Consider the following 26,317-nt stretch of genomic DNA (forward strand, 5'->3'; position numbering starts at 1 on the left):
CCCATGGCCGAACAGGACGGACCCCAGCAGCGCCCCATCCGCATCGAGGAAGGCGGCACGTTCCCCCTCAGCAAGTTCACGAGCCAGCGCAGCGGCGGCCGGAGCCGCGCGAATGTCGTCGCCCTCCACGAGCAGGCGGGGCGCGTCCCGCCCCAGGCCGTCGACGTCGAGCAGTCCGTCCTCGGCGCGATGCTCATCGAGCGCGAGGCGATCCCGAAGGCCATCGAGATCCTGCCTTCCGAGGCGTTCTACGACGGCCGCCACCAGCGGATCTACCAGGCCATCCTCGGCCTCTTCGAGCGCGGCAACCCCGTCGACCTCATCACGCTGACGGAAGAACTCAAGCGGCGCGGCGACTTCGAGAACATCGGCGGCTACTACCTCTCCGAGCTGACGACGCGCGTCGCGAGCGCCGCCAACGTCGAGTACCACGCCCGCATCATCGCCGAGAAGAGCCTGCTCCGGCAGATGATCGAGACGATGACGACGACCGTCGGCGAGGCCTACGACCCCGGCACCGACGCCTTCGACCTGCTCGACCGCGCCGAGCGCGACATCTTCCAGATCTCCGAGAGCCAGCTCCGCAAGGGCTCGCGCTCGATGAGCGAGGTCGTGATGGAGACGTTCAAGCAGCTCGAAGCGCTCAGCCACCGCGACGGCGGCATCACCGGCGTCCCCTCCGGCTTCCACGCGCTCGACGACATGACCGGCGGCTGGCAGAAGTCCGACCTCATCATCATCGCCGCCCGCCCCTCGATGGGGAAGTGCCTCGGCAAGGGCACGCGCGTTATGATGTTCGACGGGACGATGCAGGCGGTCGAGAACGTGCAGGCAGGCGACCTCCTCATGGGCGACGACTCGACCCCGCGCCGCGTGCTCTCGGTCGCACGGGGGCGCGAGATGATGTATTGGGTCCGCCAGAAGCACGGGATGGACTACCGCGTCAACGAGAGCCACGTCCTCTCGCTCAAGAAGAGCCGCAGCGAAGGGCGTGAGCCGCGCGGGAGCGTCACGAATCTCTCCGTCCGCGACTACCTCGCCCGCTCGGCGAAGTGGCAGAACGATCACAAGGGGTACAAAGTCGCCATCGAGTTCGCCGAGCAGCCGCTCCCCGTCGACCCGTACCTCCTTGGCATTTGGCTCGGCGATGGCAAGTCGGATAACGCACGGATCTACAACACGGACGAAGAGGTCGTCGCATACCTGTACGAATACGCCGAGGCGCAGGGCGTCGGTGTCAGCGTGAGCGATACGGACCGGCCCTGCCCCGCGTATCTCATCACGGGTGGGCGCTCGCTCGCACACCGCGAGACCTCGTTGCAGGCCGCGCTGCGCGAACTCGGCGTGCTCGGCGACAAGCACATCCCCCACGCCTACCTCGCCAACTCGACGACGAACCGGCTCCAACTCCTCGCCGGGCTCGTCGACAGCGATGGGCACTGCAACAAGGGCCACGGCGGGACCTACGAGATCACACAAAAGAGCGAGCGGCTCGCCCAGCAGATCAAGTCGCTCTGCGACACGCTCGGCTATCGGACTTCGCTGAAGTCGAAGACGGCGCGATGCCAGACCGGAGCCGAGAGCACCGTGTGGCGCGTCCGCTTCAACGGCGACGTCGATGCGATCCCCGTGCGCATCGACCGGAAGAAGGCCGAGCCGTGGACGGATCGACGGGACTGGACCGTCACCGGTGTCACCGTCGAGCCCGACGTCATGGACGACTATTACGGGTTCACGCTTGACGGCAACCATCTCTTCCTGCTCGAAGATGGGACCGTCACGCACAACACGGCCTTCAGCCTCGCGACGGCGATGAACGCGGCGACGCACCCGCAGTACGGCGTCGGCGTCGCCATCTTCTCGCTCGAGATGAGCGCGAACCAGCTCGCCCAGCGGATGCTCACGTCCGAGGCGCGGATTGACGCGCAGAAGGCGCGGACGGGGCGGCTGACCGACGAGGACTGGCCGCTCCTCGCCCGCGCCGCCGGCCGGCTCGAAGCGGCGAAGATCTTCGTCGACGACACGCCGGGGCTGGGCATCCTCGAACTCCGGGCGAAGTGCCGGCGGCTCAAGGCCGAGCACGACATCGGCCTCGTGATCGTGGACTACCTCCAGCTCATGCACGGCACGAAGGACTCGCGCAACGCCAACCGCGAGCAGGAGATCGCGCAGATCTCGCGCTCGCTCAAGGCGCTCGCGAAGGAGATCGACGTGCCGGTCATTGCCCTCGCCCAGCTCTCGCGCGCCGTGGAGACGCGCGGCGGCGACAAACGCCCCCAGCTCTCCGACCTCCGCGAGTCCGGCTCGATCGAGCAGGACGCCGACGTGGTCGCGTTCATCTACCGCGCCGAGCGCTACGGCATCACCCAAGATGAGAACGGCAACTCCACCGCGGGCCTCGGCGAGATCATCATCGGCAAGCAGCGCAACGGGCCGATCGGGAACGTCCGCCTCGCCTTCGTGAACCAGTACGCCCGCTTCGAGAACCTCACGACGTACTACGGCAACGACCCGGGCTACGCGTTCAACGCCTCGCCGCCACCGCTCCCCGGCAACCCCGGCGGCTACGGCGCGGGCTACGACGACTACGAGGAACTGCCGCCCCCCGGCGACGCGCCCTTCTGACCTCCCGCGTCCGGCGCGCTCAGCCGCCCGACGACGATACGCGAGAGCCGGTGCTGCCCCCGGACAGCGCCGGCTCTCGTGGTATCAAACCCGTAGCTCAGTCGTCGATGGAGACGGGGAACACGACGTCCACATCCGTATCGACCACGCCCGGCACGTCGGGCGCTGCCGCCGTATCGTTCTGCTTATCGGCGGGGAGGTTGGCGTCCTCCTCGTAGTGCCGGAGTTTGACGCGGAACGTCCCGCTCTCGCCCTCGCTCCCCGCGCTCACGGCAAGACTGAACGTGAGCCCGAGCGGGTCGCCGTTGGGGTCAGTGTCGAGGCCCGAGACCGCGAGGGCGTTGGCCACGTCGCCCTCCGGCACGTAGAAGAAGCGGTGCGCCTCCGGCTCCTCATCGCGGATCTCGGCGGTGATGCTCTCCGGCGGGGTCACGGTCGTGTTCTGGAGGTCGATCGCCACGTCGTAGGTCGTGCCGGCCTGGAGGTTGAGCATCTCGGCATTCTGGAGCACGCCGGCCTCGTCGAACGTCGCGTCGGCGGTAAAGGCCGCGCCCCCGCCCTGCGGGGTGAGGCTGAGGCGGACGAGCGTGATGACTTCGGCCTCGCCGCCGCCGTCGATGGGATCGGGCTCGTTGGAGTCACAGGCGGAGAAGGTCAGGAGCAGGGCGGCCGCGAAGGCCGGGAGGAAGCGGGGGAAACGGTTCATGGCGATGAGGGTTTGGGTGGTTGGTGATGCAGAAGGAGTCATAGGGGCGCAGCGTGCTGCGCTCGTACACGGCGCGATGGACATAGGGCGCGTCACGATCCGCCGAGCGGGACCTGCAGGCGCAGGACCACGTTGCGGCCGGGGTCGTGGGCGAAGTAGCGATACCGGCTGAGGTAGTCGCGGTACGCCGTGTCGAGGAGGTTCTCAACGGTGAGGGAGAAGCGGACGGGCGTGCCCGCGAGCGCGAGCGCGCCCTCGACGCCCACGCGGAAGAGCGCGTAGCCGTCGGGCGGCGGGCGGTAGTCGACAGGCACGACCTCGCCCTCGGCGCTCGTCTGCGTCGGGTAGCGGTCCTGCCGCCGCACTAGCGTCGCGCCAAACTCGACCTCCGCGCCGCGCACCGCGCCGAATGCAGGCAGCCGATACGCCGCCGAAAGCCCGAGCCGGTCGGCGGGCATCTGAAGCAGCGGCTGATCGGCGTCGGTGTCGGTGCCGTGAACGACGGCGGCCGTCGCACCGAATCGGAACCGGCCGAGCGCGTGGCTCGCCGCGCCGTCGAAGCCGAGGAGGCGCGCGTCGGTCTGCGCGTGGCGGAACTCGGGGAAGACGCCGCGCACGGTGACGACGATCTCGCCGGTCGGGTCGAGGTAGAGGTAGTCGACGATCCGCGTTGCGTAGGCGCTGAGCTCGAAGGACGTACGATTCGTCGCGTGGCGCAGCGTCGCATCGAGGCCGAGGCTCGTCTCGGGGCCGAGACCGGGCGTGCCGATCTCGAACTGCGCCGTGCCGTGGTGGATGCCGTAGCTGTAGAGCTCGTTCACGCTCGGCGGGCGCCACGCCGCCGACCCGTTCGCGGCGAGCGACCACGTCGGCGCGAACGCCCAGATCGCCCCGACCGCGCCGGAGGCGCCCGTCCACGTCCGCGTCGTCTCGACGAAGTCGCCGCGGTCGCCGGCAGCGCGGGGATACGCCCGCTGCCAGTGCCCGTCGAGCCGGCCGCCGGTTTCGAGCGTGAGCGGGCCGCGGGCCCACGTCCCGCGCGCCCACGCCCCGCCGGTGTACGAGCGGAAGTTGGGGATGAGGTAGCCGATCGCGGACCGGTTGCCCTGCGTCATCCCGCTCAACCCGACGACGCCGAACGCATCGCCGCCGAACGCACGCCCCGTCCGCGTCTGCACCTTCGTGTCGAGCGTGTGGGTGAGGAGTTCGAGGTCGAATGCGGGCCGGGCCAGCGGGTCGCGCCCGCCGATGCGGTCGGCGTCGAACTCCTTGCGGCGGTTCTGCTGGAAGCCGTACTGCACCTCGGCGCGCGCGCCTTCGCCGAGATCGACCCGGCCGCGGAGCGCGACGATGTCGTGCGCGATCTCCTGCTTCGGCGCGTCGATGGCGTAATCGAACGCGTACTCCACCGGCGGCCGGCCGGCCTCGAACACGGCGTCGAGCGCCTCGAACGTGTTGAAGTGCGCGCCGCGGTACACCCCGAGGTCGGTCCCGAAGTGGCTCGCGTGGGCTTCGAGCTCGACGGCCCCGCGCGTGTAGCCGACGGCGACCTCGGCGCTGCGCTCGAAGAACGCCGTGTTGCCGAGGACGTAGTCCGGCGTCCGGGTGTCGCCCGCGCGGCGGAGGCTGCCCTGCACGCGGACGCCGAGCCCCGGCACGGCCGTCGGGCTGCCTTCGAGTTCGAGCGAACCCGCCGCCTGCGCGCTGCTCGAGAACGCGTTGACGGTCGCCTGCCCGCCCCACCCCGGCTCGACCGGCAGCGCCTCGTCCTCGATCCGCACGACGCCGCCGATCGCGCCCGCGCCGTACTCGACGCCCGCCGCCCCGCGCACGACCTCGATCCGCGCGCCTGAGAACGGGTCGATCTCGGGAGCGTGCTCGGCGCCCCACTGCTGCCCCTCCTGCGGGATCCCATCGTTGACGACGATTACGCGGTCGGAGTGGAGTCCGCGAATCACGGGTTTTTGGATGCTTGGGCCGGTCGAAAGCGTCGTAACGCCCGGCAGCCGTTTGAGCGTCTGCCCGAGCGTTTGCCCGCGCAGGGCGTCTAGCTCCTCGGCTTCGAGCACGGCGACGGACTGCGGTGCCCGGGCGAGGGCTTCGCGCGCCCGGTCCTCCCGCACCGTCACGGCCTCCAGCGCCTCGATGGTCTCGCGCAGCACGACGTCGAGCGCAGCGTCGCCCGCCGTCAGGTCGACCACCCGCTCCGCCCGCTCGTAGCCGACGAAGCTGAACAGGACCGTGAGCGTATCGGCTGGCAAAGCGGGGAGCGCGAACTGTCCGCTCGCGTCCGTGATCGTCCCCCGGTCGAGCGCCGGGACGGCGACGTTGACGCCGGGCAGCGGTGCGCCGCCGGGGTCCGCGACGCGGCCGGTGAGCGTTTGGGCGTGCGCCGCGGGGAGCGCGGCGAGAACGAGAACAAAAAGCAGGGTACTCCGCATGGGGAATGTCCGGGGGTCCGGCACCGCGACCGCGCACTACGGCGCTGCGGAATGCCGGACGTGACCGCACGCGGACGCGCGTGCGAGATCCAGTGACCGTCGGGGCGAGCGCGGCGGCTCGCTGAGGAACGAGGGCGTTCCTACGCGACGGCCGGGGGACCCCGGATGGGGAGTAGCGCGAGGACGACCGTCGCCGGGGCGACGGGGCGCTGCGGCGCGAACGACCGATCGTTTATGAGCCCCGGCAGCGCGTTCGGCACCGGCGCGCGCCAGTGCTTCGTCGGCAGGCACAGCGCACAGGGCACGTGCTCGCCGCCGAGCCCTTCGAGCGAGACGGAGAAGACGGCGACGCCCTCGACGTGGACGTGGTCGGTCTGCGCAGCGATGTGCCGGCGGGTCTCCTCGTGCTCGAGCCCGTGCTCCGCGCGGTGCACCGCAGGGCCGACGAGCCCGCCCGCCGCGAAGGCGAGGAGCGCGAAGACGGCGCTGATGCGGTGGAAACGGCCCATGACGCGGAGCGTGAGGTTCGGGGCTACAACTCTGAAGATACGATCGTGTTGCGCGGCCCTCCGAAGGGCGTCGCGTTTTTGCCACTCGCCGCGGTCGTCACGCTTGGCAACGTGGGCAGAGGTACGTCGCCCGATCGTACGGCGGCAGGCGGACGAGCTCGACTGGGGTAGCGCACGTGACGCACGGCTTCCCCTTCCGCTGGTACACCCACCGCGGGATGCCGCGCTCGCGGAGCTCCAGCGGCGTCGTTTTCGTCCGCCCCCACGTCTCCGTCCCCTCCCACATCAGCGGGATCACGGCGTCCCAGAACCGGTCGAGTTCTTCGCGCGACACGGACGAAGCCGGCCGGCGCGGGTCGATCCCGGCGAGGAAGAGGCCCTCCGATTTGTAGATGTTGCCGACGCCCGCCATCACCCGCTGATCGAGCACGACCGGCCCGATCGGCTTCTCGCCCTCGGCGGCGACGCGGCGCGCGGCCTCGTCGCGGTCGAACGTGGAGTGCTCCGGCGTACCAGCCATCACGTCGGGGCCGAGGCTGTTGAGCCGCTCGTGCATCGCCCGTTCCTCCGGCGTCAGCAGCTCGACGGTCGGGCCGTGGAAGAACACGGCTTCGTGCGCGTCGCTGGCGAGGCGGAGGCGGACGTGCTTCTCCTCTTTCCGCAGGTCGAGCGGGCGCTCGCCGACCTGCCACGAGCCGTATTGCGCGCCGTGGCAGTGCAGCGTCTCCCCCGTCGAGAGGTTGATCAGCAGGTGTTTCCCGTGCGTTTCGATGTCGGCGATCCGCTCGCCGAGGAGCGACTGCGGCCGCTCGCCCCACCGCTTCGGCATTTTGATGTCACGGAGCGGCTCGTCGACGATGGGGTCGAGGCGGCGCTTCCACCGGATCACGGCGTGGCCTTCAGCCATCGGACTCGGGGACGTGCGCCACGGCGGGAAAGCCAAGCGCGTCGAGGAGGTCGTTGAAGACGGGCGGTGGGAGGTGGCCGCCCGAGGCCGCGTCGTGGCCGTGCCCGAAGTCATCGGCGTAGGCGTCGCCCACGTCCACCGACTGGAAGATCTCGGGGAGGATGAGGTCGGCCCGCGCCGTCCGTGTCGAGAACGCCACGAGGCCCGGCCGGTAGCCGGTGTTCGCGGCGATCACGGCGTACTTCGGGAGCCGGCCGCGCCACTGCTGCGCGATGAGCGGGTGGACCTGACAGGCGGAATCGAGCCGGACGAGCGCGAACGGCTCGGTCTCGGAGAAGACCGGCGCGGCCTTCCGCGCCTCAGCCATTTCCGCGTTGACTTCTTTGCGATACACCGCGAGCCGCTCGCTGCCCGGCCCTTCGCTGAGCGCTTTCGGTCCGTCGCCCGTCATCAGCAGGTGCAGCGGCGTCTCGGGGTCGAACGTCGAGGCGCGGCGGGCGGCATTCGTGAGCACGACGGCCTCCTTCAGCCACTTCGCCGTGTAGCGCTTTTTGGCCTCGGCGAGGCGCGGCCACGGGGCGTTGTCGCCGAGGTCGGAGAGCACGCCGATGGCGGCGATCCACAGCAGGTCGTCCACCCCGCCGGAGCGGGGCAGGCTGTCCGTCTCGGCGTCAAGCAGGTCGAAGGCGAGCCACGCCGAGCACGGGATCGGGTCCCACGCGTAGCCGGTGATGACGGCGCCCGCCGGTTCGCCCTCGGGCCGGTGGTGATCGACGTACAGCGTCGGCGCCTCGGGGAGCACGCCGGCGGCGTTCACGCCGAGGTCGGTGACGACGAGCGCGGCGGCGTCGAGCGCCCGCAGTCGGTCCTTCGCCGAATCGGAGAAGAACGCATTCTCGAACCGGCCGGACGGGACGACGTGCACGTCCTCGAACCCGAGTCGCGCGAGCCCGCGCCCGAAGAGCGCACCGGCAGCGAGCCCGTCGGCGTCGAAGTGGCAGAACACGACGAGTCGGGCGGTGCGATCGCGAGCGCTGAGCCATGCGCGAAACGTCGCGCGGGCGGCGGCGAGATGGTCGGCGAAGGTCACGGCGTCCTCCATTCTGCTGTCATTGCGAGAAGCCCGTAGTACTCCGACCGTTCCACTCCGTCATCCTGAGCGGAACGGAGTGGAGTCGAAGAACCCCAAAGGGCTCGGTGAAGCCCATCTGGTCGGGCATGGCTTCGACAGACTGCGGGGCTTCCCCGTAAAGATCCTTCGACTGCGGCCTGTGGCCTTCGCTCAGGATGACAGGGTGTGATGGGCAGCGCATCGTCATCATGCGTCGGCGAGGTGGCGGACGGCGTCGAGCGTGTCGATCTCGTCCACGGGCTTGTCTTCGCGGAGGCGGACGATGCGCGGGAAGCGGAGCGCGTAGCCGCTCTTGTGCCGCTTCGAGACCTGCACCCGGTCGAAGGCCACCTCGATCACGACGCGGGGCTCGACGAGGCGGACGCGGCCGTGCGCGAAGGTTTGCAACGTGTGTTCGCGGAACCACTCGGTGAGGGCGGCGAGTTCGGCGTCGGTCAGTCCGGAGTACGCCTTGCCGACGTTGAGGAGCGTGTCGTCGTCCTCAGCCGCGCGGACGGCAAACGTGAAGTCGGAAAGCAGCTTGTTGCGCCGCCCACTCCCGACCTCGACGGACGTGACGACGCAGTCGAGCGTGCCGAGCGCGCGCTTCACCTTCAGCCAGTCGCGTCCGCGCCGGCCGGGTTTGTACGTCGAGCCGAGCGCCTTCACCATCAGCCCCTCGTTGCCCCGCGCGCGTGCCGCGTCGAAGGCGTCGTCGAGTTGCTCGATGCCATCGAAAATCTGGACGCGGGAGCGGCGGAGCGGGCCGTCGTCCCCGAGCCCGAGGGCGTCGAGCCGGCGCTGCCGCTCTTCGTACGACACGTCGAGGAGGACGTCGCCATCGAAGAAGAGCGCGTCGTAGACGACGTAGGCGACGGGCACCTCGGCCTGCATCGCGGGGCTGACAGTCTTCCGCCCGAGCCGTTTTTGGAGCGCCTGAAACGGCCGGATCGCCGCGCCCTCCGCGTCCACGGGGACGATCTCGCCGTCGAGGATCACCCCGCCGGGCACGGCGTCGGCGAGCGGGCCGACGAGGTCGGGGAACGACGGGGTGACGGCGTCGAGCGTGCGCGAGAAGAGGGCGACGCGCGCAGCACCGTGCGCGACGCCGTGCAGCGAGGCATCGCCCCCTTCGGGCGCGACGTGGGCCTGCGCGCGGATGCCGTCGAACTTGTCCTCGACGGCGAAGCGTTCGGGGAGTTGCCGCGCCACGTCCTCGTTCGTCTCGGCCGCCGTGGCGAGCATGAACCCGAGCGGGTGAAAGAGCCGCATCGCGGCCGTGCCGAGCCGGTCGTGCCGGGCGAGGAGCGCGGTCTCGCCGAGGTCGCCGGTGAGCATGTTCGCCCGCTGCACCGCGCCGACGGTGTGGCCGTAGGCCCGGCCGAGCGCCGATTCGACGCCGCCCTCTTTCAGCCCGATCCGCAGCTCGCCCGCGAGGAGCTTGACGAGGTACTGCGCCTCGGCTGCATCGGCGCGGCGGAGGACGGCTTCGACTTTCGTCGTCTTCGCTTTCGTTCCCCGCGTGCCCGCGAGGTCGGCGAGAAACACCGCCACGTCGTCGAGCGAGAGCCGGGGCTGTGCGGGAGCGCGTTCGGCGAACGCCTCGGCGGCGACATCGCCGGGGTCGCCGAGGCGGACGAGGCGGGGCCGGAGTTCATCGCGCGTCGTGCCCGCGACGGCCGCGACGGCATTTAGCAGCGCCGCGTGGCCGACGTTGACCGTCCGTTGATCGCTGAGCGGGAACGGGCGGGCCGCGATCCACCGGGCCGCGCGGCCGAGGTCGGCGTCGTCGAGCGCGCCGAGGTACGCGCCGAGCCGGTCGGCTTTGTCGTTGCGGCCGGCGAGGGCAGCGATCGCGGCGGCGGTCGCGGCGAAGTCGTGGAACGGGGCGGACTCAGGCATCGGCGTCCTCGGGCTCGGGCTCCTCGGTCCACTCGCTGTCAGGCGGGCGGCGGTCGCGGTGCGGGTTCGGCGGGCGCAGGTCGATCGACGTGCCCTGGCAAGTCGGGCAGAAATAGATGATCCGCTTCTTCTCGACGGTCTCGCCCGTCTCGTCGTCGGTCCACTCGCGCGTGAGCTGGTGCTGCTGACGGACGTAGTCGTCGCAGCGGAGGCACGGGAGGTTCGTACGGCGGAAGACGGCGTGGCGCGTGTTGAAGTCCTTCGCGAACGGGGAGTAGCGGAGGTCGCGGTCCGCCTGCATCTCGGCCTGCTCGGCTTCGGACACCGTCCGCCCGCCCGCTTCGTAGGCGAGGCGGCAGACGCGCGGGACCTCCTCGGCGAGGCACGCGCGCTCGTCCCCGTCGAGTTCGCCGACGAGCCGCCACGGATCGATGCGGCAGGCCCACAGGATCTCGGCGCGGAGGTAGTTCCCGATCCCGGCGGCGACGCTCTGATCGAGGAGCACAGCGCCGAGCGTCCGCTCCAAGTCGGCGTCGAGGCGGAGGAGGAAGTCGGCCGCGTCGAACGGCTCGTCGAGCACGTCGGGCCCGAGGCGGCGGAGGTGCGGGAGCGCATCGTACGGATCGCCCGGTCCGATGTCGAACTTCGGCGCGGAGTAGAGCAGCGCGGCGGCATCAGCGACGACGATCCGCGCTCGCTCGCGCCGGTCGCGGGTCGCGACAGCCTCGTCGCCGGGGTCGACGACGAGCCACCTCCCCCACATCAGGAAGTGCGAGTGGAAGAAGTAGCCACCCTCGATCTCGCCGAGGAGGTGCTTCCCGTGGGCCGTCACGCGCTCGACGCGGCGGCCGACGATCTCGGCCTCGTGCGTTTTCAACCACGCCTTCGCCGCCTTCGTCCGCGCGCCGACGGCTTCGATGGGCTTACCGGCGAGGGCGGCGTGGAGGCGGTCCGCCGCGCGGCGGACTTCGGGACCTTCGGGCATGACGGGAGAGGGGCAGACCGGGAGAGGGGACGGATCGAACCGCCGAACTCGTTGCCGGTTCGGCTAACCGCCGGTGTCCAGCTTATGCTGCCCTCCGCTGCGGACGCTCTGCGAGATCGAGCAGGTGGTCAAGGGCGGCGTCGGTGATCTCGGGCGGCGTCCGCGTATTCGGGACCGAGCCGAAGATGGCGAGGAGGTCGTCCTGCGTGACGACGGCGGGGTCGTGGAGGTCGAGCAGGCGCGGCGTGCAGGCGAGGAGGGTCCCGACGGCCGCGGCACGTTCGATGCAGACGGCGTCCCATGCGTCGTCGTGGAGCCGCCCGTGGTGGAGCGTGAGCGGAACGGGCAGCGGCGGATTCCCATCGACGACGCAGTTGCTCGGCAGGCGGAGCCCCTGCGCCCGGTACCAGGCCGCCGCGTCGGCGTGCGTCTCGAACCGCTCAGCGATTTCGAGCACGGCGACGAGCCGCCAGTGCGGGAACCGGACCTCGCCCCACCGCCCCTTCGTCGTCGTGTAGACGACGGTGTCGCCGGGCCGGAGACGGGGCGCGAAGTTGCGGCCCCGACTGCTCGCCGTGATCGCGGGGACGGGGTGCTCGAAGTCGGGCTCGCGGCGACTGAGGCCGTTGACGAACGGCGGCAGGCTGTATTTCAGCACGGCTTTGCGCCCGCCGGAGGTTTTGCACAGCGGCCAGTACGAGCAGAGGTAGATACGGGCGTCGGACATGCCCGTAAGCTCGCGCCCCGCGCTGCCACCGCTGCGTCAGCGCCGCCGCGACGCGACAGCGCCCACCCCGCGCGCGGCGGAGTGGGCGCTGGACTTAATGACCTTCCGATCAGGCGAGCTCGACGGCGACGACGTGCTTGCCGAAGCGGTAGCCCTCGGTCTGCGCGAGCACTTGCGAGACGAACTGCTCGGGCACGTCGACGAACGTCTGCTTGTGCTGCACGCTGATCTTGCCGATGGCCTTGCCGGGGACGTTCGCCGTGCGCGCGAGCGCGCTCACGACCTGCGAGGGCCGCACGTTCCGGCTCAGCCCGGCGTCGATGGAGAGCCGCACCATTCCGTCCTCGTGCGAGGTCGGCTCGACGGGGCGCGGAGCGCGGTCGGGCCGCTCCTTCCATTCCTTCCGCTTGCCCTTCGGCGCGGCGTTGCGGTGCGATTGGAAATCGGCGGCGGCGATGGTTTCGGGCACGGGCGCTTTCTCGTCGGCGCGGACGAGGGCGAGGGCGGCGGCGGCCACGTCCATCGGGTCCCGGCCCTCGGCGATGAGTGCCGTCACGAGCTTCCGCTCGCGCTCGGTCGCCCCGCTGTCGAGCTGCGCGGTCACGCGCTCGACGAATTGCGCTTCACGCTGCTCGGCGATCTGCTCGGCCGTCGGGAGCGTGCTCGCCGTCATCCGCTGCTTCGTGTACGCCTCGATCTTCTGCAGCTCGCGCCGCTGGCCCGGCGTCACGAGCGAGATCGCCACGCCCGACTTGCCGGCGCGGCCCGTCCGCCCGACGCGGTGGACGTAGACCTCGGGATCGCGCGGGAGGTCGTAGTTGAATACGTGCGAGATGTGGTCGATGTCGAGCCCGCGCGCCGCCACGTCGGTGCCGACGAGGATCGAGAGGCGGCCCTGCCGGAACTTGTCGAGCACGGCCTCACGAGCCGGCTGCGACATCTCGCCGTTGATGGCTTCGGCGGCGTAGCCACGCGCCGCGAGCTGGTTGGCGAGGGTGACCGTCCCGGCCCGCGTCCGGGCGAAGACGAGCGCGCTCTCCACCGTTTCGGCTTCGAGCAGCCGCGCGAGCCCGGCCGTCTTGTCGCCGCCGTGCATCGTGTAGTAGCGCTCCTCGATCTGCGCCGCCGTCTTCTGCTTCGTGCCGACCTCGCACGTCTGCGGGTCGCGCATGTACTGCTTGGCGAGCTTGCGGACGCCGTGGGGCAGCGTGGCCGACATGCACACTGTCTGCCGGTCGGCGGGCGTGGCTTCGAGGATCGCCGCGAGGTCTTCGCTGAAGCCCATCGAGAGCATCTCGTCGGCCTCGTCGAGCACGACCACTTGGACGCCGCTGAGGTCGAGCGCGCCCTGATTGATGAGGTCGAGCAGCCGGCCCGGCGTGCCAACGACGACGTCGACGCCCTTGCGGAGCCGGTTGATCTGGCGGGTGTACGACTGGCCGCCGAAGATGGGCAGCACCTGCACGCCGAGCGTGCGGCCGTAGGTGAACACGGCGCTGGCCACCTGGGTGGCGAGCTCACGCGTCGGAACGAGCACGAGCGCCTGCACGCGACCCGTGCCGACGTCGATGCCGCTGAGGGTGGGGAGGGCGAAGGCGGCGGTTTTGCCGGTGCCCGTCTGGGCCTGCCCGATCACGTCCTGCCCACTGCGCATCACGGGGATGAGCGCGGACTGGATCGGGGTGGGTTGGGTGTAGCCGAGGTCGGCCACGGTCTGCACCACGTTGGGGTGCAGATCGAACTGCGAAAACGAAGAAGTCAAGGGGATACTCGTGGGTACGTGAGGAAACCGGGGCGCGCTCTTCCGAGCGCCGCAATGGCGTAGTCAACAGCCGACCCGTGTTCGCACGCGTGAGTCTCCCTGTTGGAACCAAAACGCCCGACTCATGCGAGCCGGGCGGCCCTGTAATAAGGTGGAGCAGCCTCATCATACCCGCCACGGCCCCCTCGGATGCAGGGCCCATATGACGACTCGTAGAAGAAACGGAGCGCTGACAGTCCCCCGCATCTGTAGCGCCTTCGTGCCAATATGCCGCAGTAGTGGCGCTTTTCCTATCCACACCTTACAGCCTGATTTTACAGGCCGATACGAACGCTACCCCACCCCACTCCCCCAACCGTTCGTCTCATGCACCCCCCCGTGATCTTCCCCAACCGCTTCCCGGTGGTCGCCACGATCGCCCTCCTCGCCTCGATCCTCACGCTTACGGCGTGCGACACGGCGGACCCCGGCCCGAACTACACCCGCGCGCTCCTGACGGAGTACGTGCAGGAGGCCATGCCCTTCGCCGACGACGCCGGCCGCGCCTGGGACGAGACCTCCGGCCCCGACGCCGTCTTTGTTCTCATGGACGCTAACGATCAGGAGGTACGACGGAGCGAGACCTTCGCCGACCTCTCGCGGGCCGACCTACCTCTCCGCTGGAGCTTCCTCCCGCGCCCCGAAGTCACCGACTTCGACGCCTCGTACTACATCGCGCTCTACGACGAGGACGAAAGCGGCCTCACGCCCGTCGCGACGACGTCGCGTTTTACCCTGCGGGAGTTCGCTGCCGCCGGGTTCGCCACGACGTACACGTTCGAGAACATGACCGACACGCTATCCTCGCGCGTCGAGATCCGCTGGGAAGAGTAGAAGCGGTGTCTAGGCTCACAAAGAGAGCCCCGGTGCTAAGCGGCACCGGGGCTCTCTTTATACTGGAGGTGACGGGCGGACTCGAACCGCCGTACGAGGCTTTGCAGGCCTCTGCCTAGCCACTCGGCCACGTCACCAGCGCCTCAAAGATACATCCCCTCTCCGCGAAGGTTCTGCGGAGACTCAGCGCGCCCGGCAGGACTCGAACCTGCGACCGGCGGTTTAGAAGACCGCTGCTCTATCCAGCTGAGCTACGGGCGCCGATGCGTACGCAGGTACGGGCCATGGCCGGAGGGTCGGGGCGGCCGGATTCGAACCGACGACTTCTGCCTCCCAAAGGCAGCGCTCTACCGGGCTGAGCTACGCCCCGAATTCCACCCGTCACACGCGACCGGCGGGCGCGCAATATACACTGCCCCCTCGCCCGGCCCCAACACGCCTCCTTCGCATTTCCGCCCGCACCCTATCTTCCGCCATGGACGCCTCGCCCCCTCCCGACCCGAAGCAATACGCGGCCGACCTCCGCCTCAACCAGATCATCTGGATCGCGCTCGTGACAGGCGTGGCGCTCATGACGGCCGTCATGGGCGGGCTCACCGTCTCCGGCTCCGTCCCGACGGTCACCGACAATGCCGCCGTCTATTTCTACCTCGCGGCTGGCTTCAGCATCGTGGCCCTCATCGTCGCGTTCTCGGTGCAGCGTCGGATGATAGACCGCCTCCCGACGAAAGGGACCTCTCAGGAGGTCGCCGGCGCCGTCCGCACAGCGGGTATCATCTCACTCGCCGTTCTCGAAGCCGCCGCCTTCGTCGCGTGCATCGCAACGTTGCTGACGGGCGAGCTGATCAACCTCCTCTTCGTGGTACCGTTCTTCGGCTTCGCCCTTGTGTTCTTTCCGACAGCAGCCCGGTTCGAAAGCCTGCTGCACATGGCGCGACGGCGGTAGCGGCGGCCGGGCATAACACAAAGGGCCAGCCCCCGACGGAGGCTGACCCTGTAGCGTGGGAGGCGCGGGTACGCTTAGGAGCGAGCGGCCTTCAGCTCGTCCTGGACCTGCGAGGCCTCGACCATCTTCTGGCGGAACTCGTAGTGACCGTTCTGCTTCTTGGACGCCAGGATCACCTTCGCCATGTTGCGGTGGCCGATATCGGCCCCGCGGTTCGTGCGCTGGTTCTTCGATACTTTTTTCGCCATCGGAGGAGTGCGTTAGTAGAGCGCGGAGAGCGCGCTCGGGGTTACTTGATCTCGCGGTGGAGCGTGTGCTTGCGGAGAACCGGGTTGTACTTCTTCAGTTCCATCCGGCCCGTGGTGTTCCGGCGGTTCTTCGTCGTGGAGTAGCGCGAAGTCCCGGGGGCCTCCGTGCACTCGAGCGTGATCTGGTGGCGGACGTCTTTGCCCTTAGCCATGGTTGCTTCTAGTTAAGCGGTGAGCGGGGGCGTTCCCGAGGGACGCGTTCTCAAACGAGCATGCCCTGCTGACGGGCTTCCTTGAGAACGGCCGAGATGCCCTTCTTGTTGATCGTCTTGATCGTCTGCGCCGACACGCGCAGCGTCACCCACCGATCTTCTTCGGGGATGTAGAAGCGCTTCTTCTGGAGGTTCACGTTGAAGCGCCGCCGCACCTTGTTGTTGGAGTGCGAGACGTGGTTGCCCGACATCGGGCCCTTGCCGGTAATCTGATCTTTGCGAGCCATCGTGGAGGTCCCGACGTAGAGTGGTTGTGCGATTGCAGAACAGAAAGGTAGCACATGGCCCGCGGCGTACGCAAACGCCGCGGGCCACGAAAAGCACAGGATCGTGCAGATTTCAGGTTAAGGCGACACGCCTCCGCCGCTAGAACAGCCCGAAGCGGACCTGCACCAGGTGGTTGTAGCGCTCGAGTTGTCCCGGTAGCCGGCCGTCTTCGACGCCGTAGAACACGTAGTCGAGCCGGAAGAACGGCGTCTCGATCCCCGTTCCGAACGTCGGATAGCCCTGGCTGATGCCCGCCCGCAGCGCGACTACGTTCGCGACGACGGCCTGCCCACCGAGGCGGAACTTCGAGAGGAACGGCTGGCTCGATTCCGAGGTGTTGGCGCTCACGTAGTCCAGCGCCGCACCGAGATCGGTGAGGATGGGGAACGTCGCGATCGTCGGCACCCAGTACGACGTGCCGACGCGGAACGTCGGCGTCCCGTCGCGGTCCTCGAAGTCAGCCAGGATCTGCTCGACTTCTTGCATGTCGTCCTCGCCCTCGCCCGTCAACTCGATGGACTCGTAGAGGTCGTAGTCGAAGCTACCGCCGACGACGTCGTAGACGGCGAGGCCGAAGTCGAGCGAGCCGGGCAGCGTGCGCACGGCGTCGGTGTACTGGAGGCCGAGGTCGAAGCTGACCGTGGAGCCGTTGATGATGTAGACCTTCTCGTTGTCGGGGTCGATAGCAAGGAAGTCTTCGTTCTTGTACCCGATGTACCGCCGCGCGTACTTCCCGGCGAGGCCAACGGATAGGTTCGTGTTCGGGATCGTCCCGCCGCCTGCAACCACGGCCATCGCGTCGAGCTGGCTGAAGACGTCGAAGATGGGGATGCCGCTCCCGTTGTCCTCGTATCGGTACTGCGAGGTATTGCTCCCGAAGAGGCCCGCGCCGACGCCGTACGGCCCGAGCGCCACCATCACCGAAGGCAGCAGTACGGCCGCGCCCCCTGCCGTCGGCTGCCGCCCACGTTCGAAGGCGTCTTGGAAGAGGTCACGGTTCTCCGGCGTTAGCGGCAGCTCCACGCCCTCGTCGAAGGCGGGCTCCACGCGGTCGCGGAAGAAGTCGAGGTCGTCGAAGAACTTCGTGCTCAGCTCGCCCCGCACGCCGAGGATCTCGATGCGTGGCCGGATGATGCCGAGTTGGGCGAAGTGCGCCGGGTTGTAGAAGAAAGCCGTTTCTGGCCCGGCAAACGCGACCCCAGCCCCGCCCATCGCGAGCACCTGGGACGACGGGACGATCGTGCGGGCGTATTGCTCGTATCGCTGCGCCTGTGCAGGCGCCCCGAGCATCGCGGCGAGGGTGAGGAGGAGGGCGAGGCGGAGCGCGGCGTTCTTCATGAGGCTGGTCGATTGGGACGGCCGGAGGCGCGGCGGGGTAGAGCGAGAGTCCATCGCGGCCCTGCTACGTGGCTTGTTTATAACAATAAAGTAGGGGCGGCGCCGTCAAATTGCGACACGCCGCCCCCGAATTATCAGCACCCGGAGGTGCAGCCTTTAGCTCAGCCCCCGCAGAAACCGTCGAAGCTGCCCTCGAACGTCGAGTAGAGATCCAGCGCTTCGTCCAGATACACCTGCATCTCGGCATTGCCACCGTTGTAAATGAGCAGGTCGAGCGAGAAGAACGCCTCGGCGATCGCGTCGAGGTTGGTGTGGATGTTCTCCTCGAACGAGACGATGTTCTCGCTGCCCGTGCAGAAGCCGACGCGGGCATCGCCCGACTCCCCGACGAGGAACCAGTCGACGGGGACCTCTGGAGACTCAAAGATGCCGAGATACGCCCCGAGTGTGAGCGCCACGGCGTTCATCGTGAGCGCCGCGTTGACACGGCGGGCGTTACCGCCGAAGTGGTCGTGGAGGTCGGCGAGCAGGGCGTCGCGGTCGTGCGCGAGCGCTCCGCCTTGCACGACCGTGCACGGGTCGAGCTCGCTGAGCCCGGCGGGGAGCACCGGCCGCGACGTCGGCGAGGCCGGGCTGTTGAGGAGGCGGACGACTTCGGCGAGGACCGGCGCGGCGCCAGCGAACTCGTCGTACCCCTCGGCGGCGCGGGGGTTGAAGGGCCGCGTCGGCTCGTCCGAATCCCACGTGCACGTGTCGGCCTGCGCACCGCGCGCCTGCCCGCCCTCGGCCTCGATCGCGTCGAGGAGGTAGCTCGTCACGGCTTCGAGATCGAGCAGGTTGAGCGCCTCGCCCTGCATGAGCGTCGAGGCGAGGTCGAGCCGGACGACGGGGTTCTCCGGCGCCTGCTCGAACGCTTGCCGGAGCAGGGTCTCGGCCCGCTCGAAATCTTGGTTGGTGCGGGCGTGGGCGGCGTCTTCGATCAGGTTCTCGACGCTGCCGCCCTCTTCGTAGGCCGCGTCGAGCACGTTGCAGCCGGCCATGACGAGCGCGGCGGCGAGGCCGGCGACGCCCAGAGCGTGGGGGATTCGTAGCATGATTCTCGGGTAAGGACGGGGGTTCGGTGACCGGAGAGCGGTCCCTCCAGGTATCGAACCCGGAGGCGGGATCCGTAGCCGCTCCCGCTCAGCCTGCCGATTTGTAACGCACTCGTGTCCCGAGCCTACGGCCGGCACCGCCCGCGCTCAGCCGCCGCGCACGGCCTGCGCCGGCTCCACGGCCGAGGCCCGTGCCGCGGGGTAGAGCGCCGCCGCCGCGCACAGCCCGACGGCCACCGCTACGATCAGCACTACGTCCCACGGGCGCACCGCGACGGGGTACGCGTCGATGATGAACGACTCGGCGCCGGCGAGTGGGACGAGGCCAAAGTGCTGCTGCGCAAGGGCGAGCCCGAGCCCGAGCACGAGCCCGAGCCCGCTACCGACGACGCCGACGAGGAGGCCTTCGAGCAAGAAGATCCGCCGGATGTCACCGCGCGACGCGCCCATCGCCTGCAACGCGCCGAGGTCGCGCCGCTTCTCGATCACGATCATCGTCAGGCTCCCGACAATGTTGAACGCAGCGACGACGATGATGAGCGCGAGCACGAACGACGCGCCCCACTTCTCCAATCGCATCACGTCGTAGAGCGAGCGCTGGAGGTCGTACCACGTCTGCACGCGGAGCCGCTCGGGATCGAGTTGCCGTTCGAGCGCGGCTTTGACCGCCTCGGCGTTTTCAAGATCGTCGAGCCGGAGTTCGATGCCGCTGACCTGGCCGGGCATGCGGAAGAGCCGCTGCGCTTCGCCGAGTTCGATGAAGACGTGGCTGGCGTCGTAGACCGGCTCCAGCTCGTAGAGCCCGCGCACGGCGAAGGGCTGGAGCGGCGGCAGCCCGAGCGGCTGCGTCAGCATGCGCTCGATGCCGGGGGCGGAGAGGAGCGCGACGCGGCTGCCCGTCGCGTCGTCGAGGCCGGGGTAGAGCCCGAGCCGCAGCCCGAGGCTCGCGCCGAGCACGATGCCCGCCTGCTCGTCCCGCCGCGCAAGGTCGAACTGGCCTGACGTGGTCGAGGCCGCCGCCCCGCTCTGCCCGAGGCTGTCGGCGAATGCGCTCGCTTCGACGCCCCGCACGACGACGACCTGCGTCTCGTCCGGTGCGCCGGCATACGTCAGGAGGGCCTTCCCCTCGACGTACGCCGCCGCCGACTCGACGTGCTCGAACCCCGCGACGACGCGCAGCAGCGAGTCCGCCTCCGTCAGCCCGCGGCCTTCCACCGACTCGATGCGGACGTGCGGGTCGAACGAGACGAGGAGGTCGCGGACGATGTCGTAAAACCCGTTCATCACGCTCAGCACGACGATCAGCGCCGTCACGCCGAGCGCGACGCCCGCCACCGAGAGCCCGCTGATGACGGAGACGAGCGTGACGCGGCGCGAGGTGGCGAGGTAGCGCCGGGCGATGAGGAAGCGGTAGTCCAACGAGATGGGGGATCGTCAACGGTAGAGACGCGACATGTCGCGTCTGCACGGCACGGCGCGTCCGTACGAAGGCCGAAGCTACGCCAAAGGCTTCCGCGCAACCGTTCTGGCCACCGCCGCGCCGGGGGCGAAACGCCGTGCCGCTCGAACAAAACGCCGTGCCGTCGGGTAGGCCCGGCACCGCTCTCCGCCCTCGGCATGCGCTGCCTCGCCTCGCTCCTTCTTTCCCTCCTCGCCCTCGCGCTGTGTGGCGGGATCGCGCAGGCACAGCCTGTGCTCGACCCTCCGGAACCCGAGGGCCCCGCCCACTACGGCACCGGCGTCGGCGCGACGATCCTGCTCACGAACTACGGGTTCGGGCTCGGCGGCGTCTACCGGCAGGCCCTCGGCGAAACCACGTCGTTCGTCGTCGAGGCCAGCATCGGGTCGGGCAAAGACGAGCGCGAGCAGGAGTTCTTCGTCGGCTTCTTCGGCGACACCGTCGTGCCGTTCAAGCGGAGCAACTTCCTCATGGCCCCGGTCTACGCCGGGCTGGAGCGGCGGCTGTTCCGCGACGCCGTCGAGGACGGCTTCCGCCCGTTCGCGCAACTCCTCGGCGGGCCGGCCCTCGGGTTCCAGTGGCCGTACTTCGACGACGAGAACGGCAACGGCCTCCGCGACACCGACGAGCGGAAGCTCGGCGTGCTCAGCGGGCTCGGCGACGGGAGCTTCCGCGTCGGCGTCGGTGGGACGCTCGCGTTCGGGGCCTACTTCGGCGAGAGCCGCCGCGCCACGCAGGGCGTCCGGATCGGCTACATGGCGGCCTATTTCTTCGAAGCCGTCGAACTGCTGGAGCCGCGGCCCGAAGTCGAGAGCCCGACGCAGCACTTCTTCGGGACGCCCGTCGTCAGCCTCCACCTCGTCCGCCTCTTCTGAGCGGGGCCATCGGACGTTGCCTTGCATTGTTGAGAAGCTCTCCACTTTGTCATCCCGAGCGGAACGGAGTGGAGCCGAGGGATCTCTGCGGACACAGTTGCGACAGTCTGCCGCGGTCTCCCCCGGAAAGATCCTTCGGCTGCGGCCTGTGGCCTCCGCTCAGGATGACACCCATTCGAGCTTCTCAACAGAGCAACGTTACCTCACCTGCTCGATGGGCGCCCGCTCACGGCACCCGTGTGAAGATGTCGTATACTGCCGACGTGGTTAACGGCGTTAACACTCCCCACGACTTCCCTTTGCCATGCCTTTCACCGACGCCCACCTGGAAGCGCTTCGCGCCGCCTGCGACGCCCTCTTCCCCTCGATCCGCCGCGCCGACGACGCCGACGGATTCTGGGCCCGCCGCGCCAGCGACCTCGACGTGGCCGAATCGTTCGCCGCGCTCATCGAGTCGCTCGGTGACGCCGAACGGAAGGAGTTCCGCCAGCTCCTCGACCTGCTGGGCTCGCGGCTCCTCGGCGCCACGTGGCTCGGCCCGCTCAAGCCGATCACCGACCTCACGCCCGAGCAGCGCGAAACGCTCCTGCAGCGGTGGGCGCTCTCGCCGCTGCCGCAGCTCCGCAAGGGCTTCGCCACGCTCAAAGGCGTCGCCGCGATGTTCTTCTACGGCGACTCGGAGCCCGGCATTCCCAATCCGAACTGGGCGGCTATCGGCTATCCCGGCCCGGTCTCGGAGCCGCCCGCGTACGTCCGGCCGATCGAGCCGCTGACGCTGGACCGCGACGTGACGCTGCGGTGCGATACCGTCGTCGTCGGCAGCGGGGCGGGCGGGGGCGTCGTTGCGGGCGAGCTGGCCGAGGCGGGGCACGACGTGATCGTGATCGAGAAGGGGCCGTACGTGGACCGCGACGAGTTCACGCACCGCGAGGCCGAGACGATGGGCCGGCTCTACGAGCAGCAGGGCGCGCTCGCGACGAAGAGCGGCTCCGTCAGCGTGCTCGCCGGGAGCTGCCTCGGCGGTGGCACGACGATCAACTGGGCCGGCTCGTTTCGCACCCCGGAATACATCCTCCGCCAGTGGGCTGACCAGCACGACGCGCCGCACTTCCGCAGCCCGGCGTTCCAGCAGAGCATCGAAACGCTGGAGCAGGCGATGCACGTCGGGGCGGACCGGGGAACGCGACACAACCCGCAGAACCAGGCGCTGTGGGACGGCTGCACGAAGCTCGGCTACCACGTCGGCGAGATTCCGCGCAACCAGCGCCCGCCCGAGAGCGAGGCCGAGTGGAAGCGGATCGGCTTCAGCCCCTTCGGCGACCGCGACGGGCTGAAGCAGGGCATGCTACCGACGTACCTCCAGCGCGCCGTCGCCCACGGCGCCCGTATCCTCGCCGACACCACCGTCGAGCGCGTGACGATAGCGAACGGCCGCGCGACGGGCGTTGTGGGGACGTACGAAGGCGTAGACGGACGGCGCGTGCGCGTGACGGTGCAGGCCGAGCGCGTCGTCGTCGCGGCGGGCTCGATCCACACGCCGGCGCTCCTGCTGCGCAGCGGCATCGAGCACCCCCACCTCGGCCGCCACCTCTTCTTCCACCCCACGGTGGCCGTCGCCGCTCGCTACCCCGACCGGATGGAGCCCTGGTACGGCCCTATGATGTCGGCCGTCTCGAATGAGTTCGCCAAGCTCGACGGCCTCTACGGCCCGAAGCTGGAGACGCCGCCGACGCACGCCGGCCTCCTCGGCCTCGCCCTGCCGTGGCGCTCCGGCGAGCAGCACAAGACGGTGATGCGGCACGCCGCCCACATCGGCTCGTTCATCGTGCTCACGCGCGACCGCGACGGCGGCCGGGTGACGACGAACAAGCAGGGCGGACCGGTGCTCCACTACAGCCTCAGCACGTTCGACCGCGACCACCTGCTGCGGGGCATCGCCGAGGCGTGCCGCATCCACCTCGCTGCCGGTGCCGAGGAGGTCTACTTCCCGCACAACACGGCGCCGACGTACCAGCGTGTCCACGGCGAGGCCGAATTGGAGCGTTTCCTCGCGGACATCCCGAACTGGGGCTGGAAGGCGAACCGCTTCCCGCTCTTCACCGCGCATCAGATGGGGACGTGCCGGATGGGCGGGGACGCGAAGCGCCACCCGATCACGCCCGAGGGCGAGGTCCGCGGCACGAAGAACCTCTACGTCGCCGACGCGAGCTGCTTCCCCGAGTCCAGCGGCGTCAACCCGATGCTCTCGGTGCAGGCGATTGCGCACTACACGGCGCAGGGGCTCAAGGCGCAGACTGCGAGCCCCGCGCCGCGCCGAAAGGCGAGCGCCGCCGTTTAAACTTGCGGCCAACGACGCCCTCCGCCCTCCCGGCACAGCGATGAAGCAAAGTCCCCCTCCTGGACAGGAGGGGACAGGGGTGGTCGACGAAATGAGGCGACACGAGCATGAATCCCGACGAGCGCCACACAAACCGTCCGGACTTGAAGCCGATACGGCGCGATCTCCGCAACAACCCGACGTCGGCCGAGCGTGCGCTGTGGCAGATGCTGAAGGGCCGACGACTCCACGACCGCAAGTTCCGGCGTCAGCACAGCGTCAGTCGATACGTGCTCGACTTCTACTGTCCCGCCGAGAAACTGGCGGTGGAACTGGATGGCGCGGTACACGACGACCCACTTCGACACGAGTACGACACGAAGAGACAGGCTGAGCTGGAAGCACTTGGCATCGCAGTGCTGCGATTCCGAAACCGCGACGTGCTGAAAACGCCGGACACCGTGCTCGCGACTATCTCCGCTCGCTTTAGAGAAGGCAGGTAATCCTCTTCGACCACCCCTGGCCCCTCCTGTCCAGGAGGGGGACTCGGGCTGCGTTCGTCGTGCTAACACCATTGGGCTGCTACACCTGTGGGCGGGAGCGCTCGATGATGGCGCGGAAGTCGGTGTCGGCGGGAAGCGTGCCGAAGGCGAGGCCGCCCCCGGCGAAGCCGTCGCCGAGCCGGGCGGCGCAGAAGGCGTCGGAGACGGCGGCGGGCGCGTGGCGGACGAGGAGCGACGCTTGGAGCGCGAGCGCGAGCCCTTCGACGAGCCGCCGGGCGCGGGCTTCGAGCGCGTGTGAATCGGCGAACGCGGCGTCGAGCCGGTCGATGTGCGCGTCGAGGGCTGGGTTGCTGCCGGAGGCGAGGCGGATCTCGGCGAGCCCCGCGGCGAGCGTTTCGGGGTCGCGCTGCACGGCGCGCAGCACGTCGAGGCACTGCACATTGCCTGAGCCTTCCCAGATCGCGTTGACCGGCACGTCGCGGTAGAGCCTCGGCATACCCGACTCTTCGACGTAGCCATTCCCGCCGAGGCATTCCATCGCCTCGGCTACGCCCGCGACGGCCCGCTTCGTCACCCAGTACTTGCCGACGGCGGTCCCGAGGCGCGTGAACTTCGCCTGCTGCTCGTCTCCAGCCTCGTCGAAGCCGCGGGCGAGGCGGAGGGCGAGGGCCGTCGCCGCTTCGGATTCGAGGCAGAGGTCGGCGAGCACGTTCTGCATGAGCGGCTGATCGATCAGCCGCTTCCCGAAGACGTGGCGGTGCGCGCAGTGGTGCGTCGCCTCGGCAACGGCCCGGCGCAGCGTCGCAGCCGAGCCGAGCGCGCAGTCGAGCCGGGTGTGGCGGACCATCTCGATGATCGTCGCCACGCCGCGCCCCTCTTCGCCGACGAGCCGCGCCCACGCCCCGTCAAATTCGACTTCGGCCGAGGCGTTCGAACGGTTGCCGAGCTTGTCTTTGAGCCGCTGGAAATGAAGCGCATTGACTTCGCCGTCCGGCGTCCAGCGCGGGAGGAGGAAGCACGAGAGCCCGCCCTCGGCCTGCGCGAGGACGAGGAACGCATCGCTCATCGGGGCCGAGCAGAACCACTTGTGGCCGGTGATTGCATATTCCTTTCCCGGCCCGCGCGCACCGATCGGCTCGGCGGCGGTGACGTTCGCGCGGACGTCGGTGCCGCCCTGCCGCTCGGTCATCGCCATGCCGAAGGTGCAGCTGCGCTTCGCGTCCGGCGGGAGGAAGCGCGGGTCGTAGTCGGTGGCGAGCACGCGCGGCTCCCACTCGGCGGCGAGGTCGGGCTGGAGCCGGAGCGAGGGGACGACGGCACACGTCATCGTGATCGGGCAGCTCGTGCCCTCGTCCGCCTGGTGACGGATCATCATGAGCGCACCGCGCGCAACGTGCGCGCCGGCCCGCTCCTCGGTCCACGGCAGACTGTGAAGCCCGTGCTCCACCCCGAGCCGCATCAGGTCGTGGTAGGCCGGGTGATACTCGACGGTGTCGAGCCGATGCCCGTAGCGGTCGTGCGTGCGGAGGACGGGCGGGTGCTCGTTCGCGAGCCGACCCCATTCCAGCACCTCGGCCGAGCCGCAACGCACGCCGAACGCATGCGCGGTTTCGTCGATCCATTCGCCCCCCTCGCGCGTGACCGCCTCGCGGAGCGGCGTGTCGTGCGCGTAGAGGTCGTAGTCTGCGAGCGGCGGCGGCTGATTGAGGACGGCGTGCTTCGGGTCGGGCGTGACGATCTGCATCGGGGCGGCGGCGAGGTCAACGGTGTGCCACCGCTACGATAGCGCGCCGCGCTCCCGCCGTCAAGCCGTGGGGAAGTCGGCGCGCTCGGTCAGCCGCTGCGCCTGTCCGAGGTGCCGCTGCTCGTGACGGACGAGCAGCGTCAGCCCCTCGCCCACGGAGAACCGCACAATGCTCGCGATGGGGGAAGCGAACTTCTCCCCGTTGAGGTCGCGTCCGTCAGCCCGGCGAATCAGGTCGAGGACGGCTGTCTGCTGGTCGAGGAATTGCTCGATCGCGTCGGCATCGGCGGAGGCGGCAGCCGTGGTGGGGCGGACTCCCTTCGGTGCTTTCAGCTTGACGCGCGACGCGGGCGAGGTGAAGTGGATAAAGCTCCGTCCGAAGAGGGAAGGTTTGTAGTCGGCCACGCCCGATCCGGCCCGCTCGATGGCTTCGTCCAACTTGCGCGCGTAGGACTTATCCACTTTCCTCAGGTGCTCGAAGCATTCGGCGACGCTCCAAACGCCGGGTTCAGGCTTCCACGTGCGCTGTGCGTCGGAGAGCGTATCGCGGAGCCGTTCGGCCTCGGCGCGAATGGCCTCAGCGTCGGCGAGCAGGAGGCGGAGGTGGGGATGCTGAAGCGCGGTGGGCATGGGGAGCGGGGTTGGGCGGAGGACGAAACGAGGACGGGGCGAGCCGTTGCCGGGTTGCACCGTCCGAGCGGTTCCG

General features: G+C 69.3%; 23 protein-coding genes and 3 tRNA genes. 6 read left to right on the plus strand and 20 right to left on the minus strand.

Going from position 1 to position 26,317, the window contains the following annotated elements; all coding sequences use genetic code 11:
- The first annotated feature begins 3 nt into the window (after positions 1-3).
- Positions 4-2,625 (plus strand): replicative DNA helicase, encoded by a 2,622-nt coding sequence (gene dnaB / locus ABJF88_09565; GenBank protein MEP0547170.1) that lies wholly within the window; start codon positions 4-6, stop codon positions 2,623-2,625.
- Between the two features lie 97 nt (positions 2,626-2,722).
- On the opposite strand, the gene ABJF88_09570 is transcribed toward dnaB, so the two are convergent.
- The 9 genes from ABJF88_09570 to ABJF88_09610 all read right to left on the minus strand — a co-directional run bounded on the left by ABJF88_09570 (position 2,723) and on the right by ABJF88_09610 (position 13,675).
- Complete coding sequence (locus tag ABJF88_09570) at positions 2,723-3,331, minus strand: hypothetical protein (GenBank protein MEP0547171.1); 609 nt, start codon at positions 3,329-3,331, stop codon at positions 2,723-2,725.
- A gap of 92 nt (positions 3,332-3,423) precedes the next feature.
- The gene (locus ABJF88_09575; protein ID MEP0547172.1) at positions 3,424-5,772 is read right to left on the minus strand and encodes a TonB-dependent receptor; all 2,349 of its coding nucleotides are present in this window, start codon (positions 5,770-5,772) and stop codon (positions 3,424-3,426) included.
- 140 nt (positions 5,773-5,912) lie between these two features.
- Positions 5,913-6,281, minus strand: coding sequence for a hypothetical protein (locus tag ABJF88_09580; protein MEP0547173.1), 369 nt, complete (start codon positions 6,279-6,281; stop codon positions 5,913-5,915).
- 97 nt (positions 6,282-6,378) lie between these two features.
- A complete protein-coding gene (locus tag ABJF88_09585; protein MEP0547174.1) occupies positions 6,379-7,188 on the minus strand; it encodes a DNA-formamidopyrimidine glycosylase family protein in 810 nt (269 codons plus the stop codon).
- A complete protein-coding gene (locus ABJF88_09590) occupies positions 7,181-8,290 on the minus strand; it encodes a phosphoesterase (protein MEP0547175.1) in 1,110 nt (369 codons plus the stop codon). The genes ABJF88_09585 and ABJF88_09590 overlap by 8 nt, the downstream gene beginning before the upstream one ends.
- Positions 8,291-8,506: 216 nt before the next feature.
- Entirely contained in the window at positions 8,507-10,201 is a 1,695-nt protein-coding gene (locus ABJF88_09595) for an ATP-dependent DNA ligase (GenBank protein ID MEP0547176.1), read from the minus strand.
- Positions 10,194-11,186: a DNA-formamidopyrimidine glycosylase family protein gene (locus ABJF88_09600; protein ID MEP0547177.1), complete on the minus strand. Its 993-nt coding sequence runs from the start codon at positions 11,184-11,186 to the stop codon at positions 10,194-10,196. Before ABJF88_09600 ends, ABJF88_09595 begins: the two co-directional genes overlap by 8 nt.
- Before the next feature lie 82 nt (positions 11,187-11,268).
- Positions 11,269-11,913, minus strand: a complete 645-nt coding sequence (locus tag ABJF88_09605) for a hypothetical protein (GenBank protein ID MEP0547178.1) — start codon at positions 11,911-11,913, stop codon at positions 11,269-11,271.
- Between the two features lie 109 nt (positions 11,914-12,022).
- Positions 12,023-13,675, minus strand: a complete 1,653-nt coding sequence (locus ABJF88_09610) for a DEAD/DEAH box helicase (GenBank protein ID MEP0547179.1) — start codon at positions 13,673-13,675, stop codon at positions 12,023-12,025.
- Between the two features lie 366 nt (positions 13,676-14,041).
- Between ABJF88_09610 and ABJF88_09615 the strand changes: the two genes are divergently transcribed.
- Entirely contained in the window at positions 14,042-14,548 is a 507-nt protein-coding gene (locus ABJF88_09615; protein ID MEP0547180.1) for a hypothetical protein, read from the plus strand.
- A 63-nt stretch (positions 14,549-14,611) separates the two neighbouring features.
- Here the strand turns inward: ABJF88_09615 and ABJF88_09620 are convergent.
- The 3 genes from ABJF88_09620 to ABJF88_09630 form a co-directional block, all read right to left on the minus strand.
- Positions 14,612-14,685, minus strand: a tRNA-Cys gene (locus ABJF88_09620).
- A gap of 50 nt (positions 14,686-14,735) precedes the next feature.
- Positions 14,736-14,809, minus strand: a tRNA-Arg gene (locus ABJF88_09625).
- Positions 14,810-14,844: 35 nt separating this feature from the next.
- Positions 14,845-14,918, minus strand: a tRNA-Pro gene (locus tag ABJF88_09630).
- 105 nt (positions 14,919-15,023) lie between these two features.
- Here ABJF88_09630 and ABJF88_09635 point away from each other — a divergent pair.
- Positions 15,024-15,494, plus strand: coding sequence for a hypothetical protein (locus tag ABJF88_09635; GenBank protein ID MEP0547181.1), 471 nt, complete (start codon positions 15,024-15,026; stop codon positions 15,492-15,494).
- 74 nt (positions 15,495-15,568) lie between these two features.
- Here the strand turns inward: ABJF88_09635 and ABJF88_09640 are convergent, their stop codons facing one another.
- The 6 genes from ABJF88_09640 to ABJF88_09665 form a co-directional block, all read right to left on the minus strand.
- Positions 15,569-15,742, minus strand: coding sequence for a hypothetical protein (locus ABJF88_09640; protein ID MEP0547182.1), 174 nt, complete (start codon positions 15,740-15,742; stop codon positions 15,569-15,571).
- A gap of 41 nt (positions 15,743-15,783) precedes the next feature.
- The gene (gene rpmG / locus ABJF88_09645; protein MEP0547183.1) at positions 15,784-15,954 is read right to left on the minus strand and encodes a 50S ribosomal protein L33; all 171 of its coding nucleotides are present in this window, start codon (positions 15,952-15,954) and stop codon (positions 15,784-15,786) included.
- A 50-nt stretch (positions 15,955-16,004) separates the two neighbouring features.
- On the minus strand, positions 16,005-16,241 hold the full coding sequence (gene rpmB, locus ABJF88_09650; protein ID MEP0547184.1) for a 50S ribosomal protein L28: 237 nt from the start codon (positions 16,239-16,241) through the stop codon (positions 16,005-16,007).
- A 139-nt stretch (positions 16,242-16,380) separates the two neighbouring features.
- Complete coding sequence (locus tag ABJF88_09655; GenBank protein MEP0547185.1) at positions 16,381-17,619, minus strand: hypothetical protein; 1,239 nt, start codon at positions 17,617-17,619, stop codon at positions 16,381-16,383.
- A 161-nt stretch (positions 17,620-17,780) separates the two neighbouring features.
- Complete coding sequence (locus ABJF88_09660) at positions 17,781-18,713, minus strand: tetratricopeptide repeat protein (protein ID MEP0547186.1); 933 nt, start codon at positions 18,711-18,713, stop codon at positions 17,781-17,783.
- 147 nt (positions 18,714-18,860) lie between these two features.
- Complete coding sequence (locus ABJF88_09665; protein MEP0547187.1) at positions 18,861-20,132, minus strand: ABC transporter permease; 1,272 nt, start codon at positions 20,130-20,132, stop codon at positions 18,861-18,863.
- Positions 20,133-20,330: 198 nt separating this feature from the next.
- Here ABJF88_09665 and ABJF88_09670 point away from each other — a divergent pair, with 198 nt between their 5' ends.
- From ABJF88_09670 to ABJF88_09680, 3 genes are all read left to right on the plus strand, one after another.
- Positions 20,331-21,047 (plus strand): hypothetical protein, encoded by a 717-nt coding sequence (locus ABJF88_09670; GenBank protein ID MEP0547188.1) that lies wholly within the window; start codon positions 20,331-20,333, stop codon positions 21,045-21,047.
- Positions 21,048-21,351: 304 nt separating this feature from the next.
- Complete coding sequence (locus ABJF88_09675) at positions 21,352-23,385, plus strand: GMC family oxidoreductase N-terminal domain-containing protein (protein MEP0547189.1); 2,034 nt, start codon at positions 21,352-21,354, stop codon at positions 23,383-23,385.
- 107 nt (positions 23,386-23,492) lie between these two features.
- Positions 23,493-23,867 carry a DUF559 domain-containing protein gene (locus ABJF88_09680; GenBank protein ID MEP0547190.1) on the plus strand — a complete coding sequence of 125 codons (375 nt, stop codon included), beginning with the start codon at positions 23,493-23,495 and terminating at the stop codon, positions 23,865-23,867.
- A gap of 79 nt (positions 23,868-23,946) precedes the next feature.
- On the opposite strand, the gene ABJF88_09685 is transcribed toward ABJF88_09680, so the two are convergent.
- Together ABJF88_09685 and ABJF88_09690 are read right to left on the minus strand one after the other, a co-directional pair.
- Positions 23,947-25,611 (minus strand): isovaleryl-CoA dehydrogenase, encoded by a 1,665-nt coding sequence (locus tag ABJF88_09685; protein MEP0547191.1) that lies wholly within the window; start codon positions 25,609-25,611, stop codon positions 23,947-23,949.
- 60 nt (positions 25,612-25,671) lie between these two features.
- A complete protein-coding gene (locus tag ABJF88_09690) occupies positions 25,672-26,241 on the minus strand; it encodes a DinB family protein (protein MEP0547192.1) in 570 nt (189 codons plus the stop codon).
- Between the last annotated feature and the right edge of the window lie 76 nt (positions 26,242-26,317).

This window comes from Rhodothermales bacterium (assembly GCA_039944855.1).
Classification (GTDB): domain Bacteria; phylum Bacteroidota; class Rhodothermia; order Rhodothermales; family JANQRZ01; genus JBBSMX01.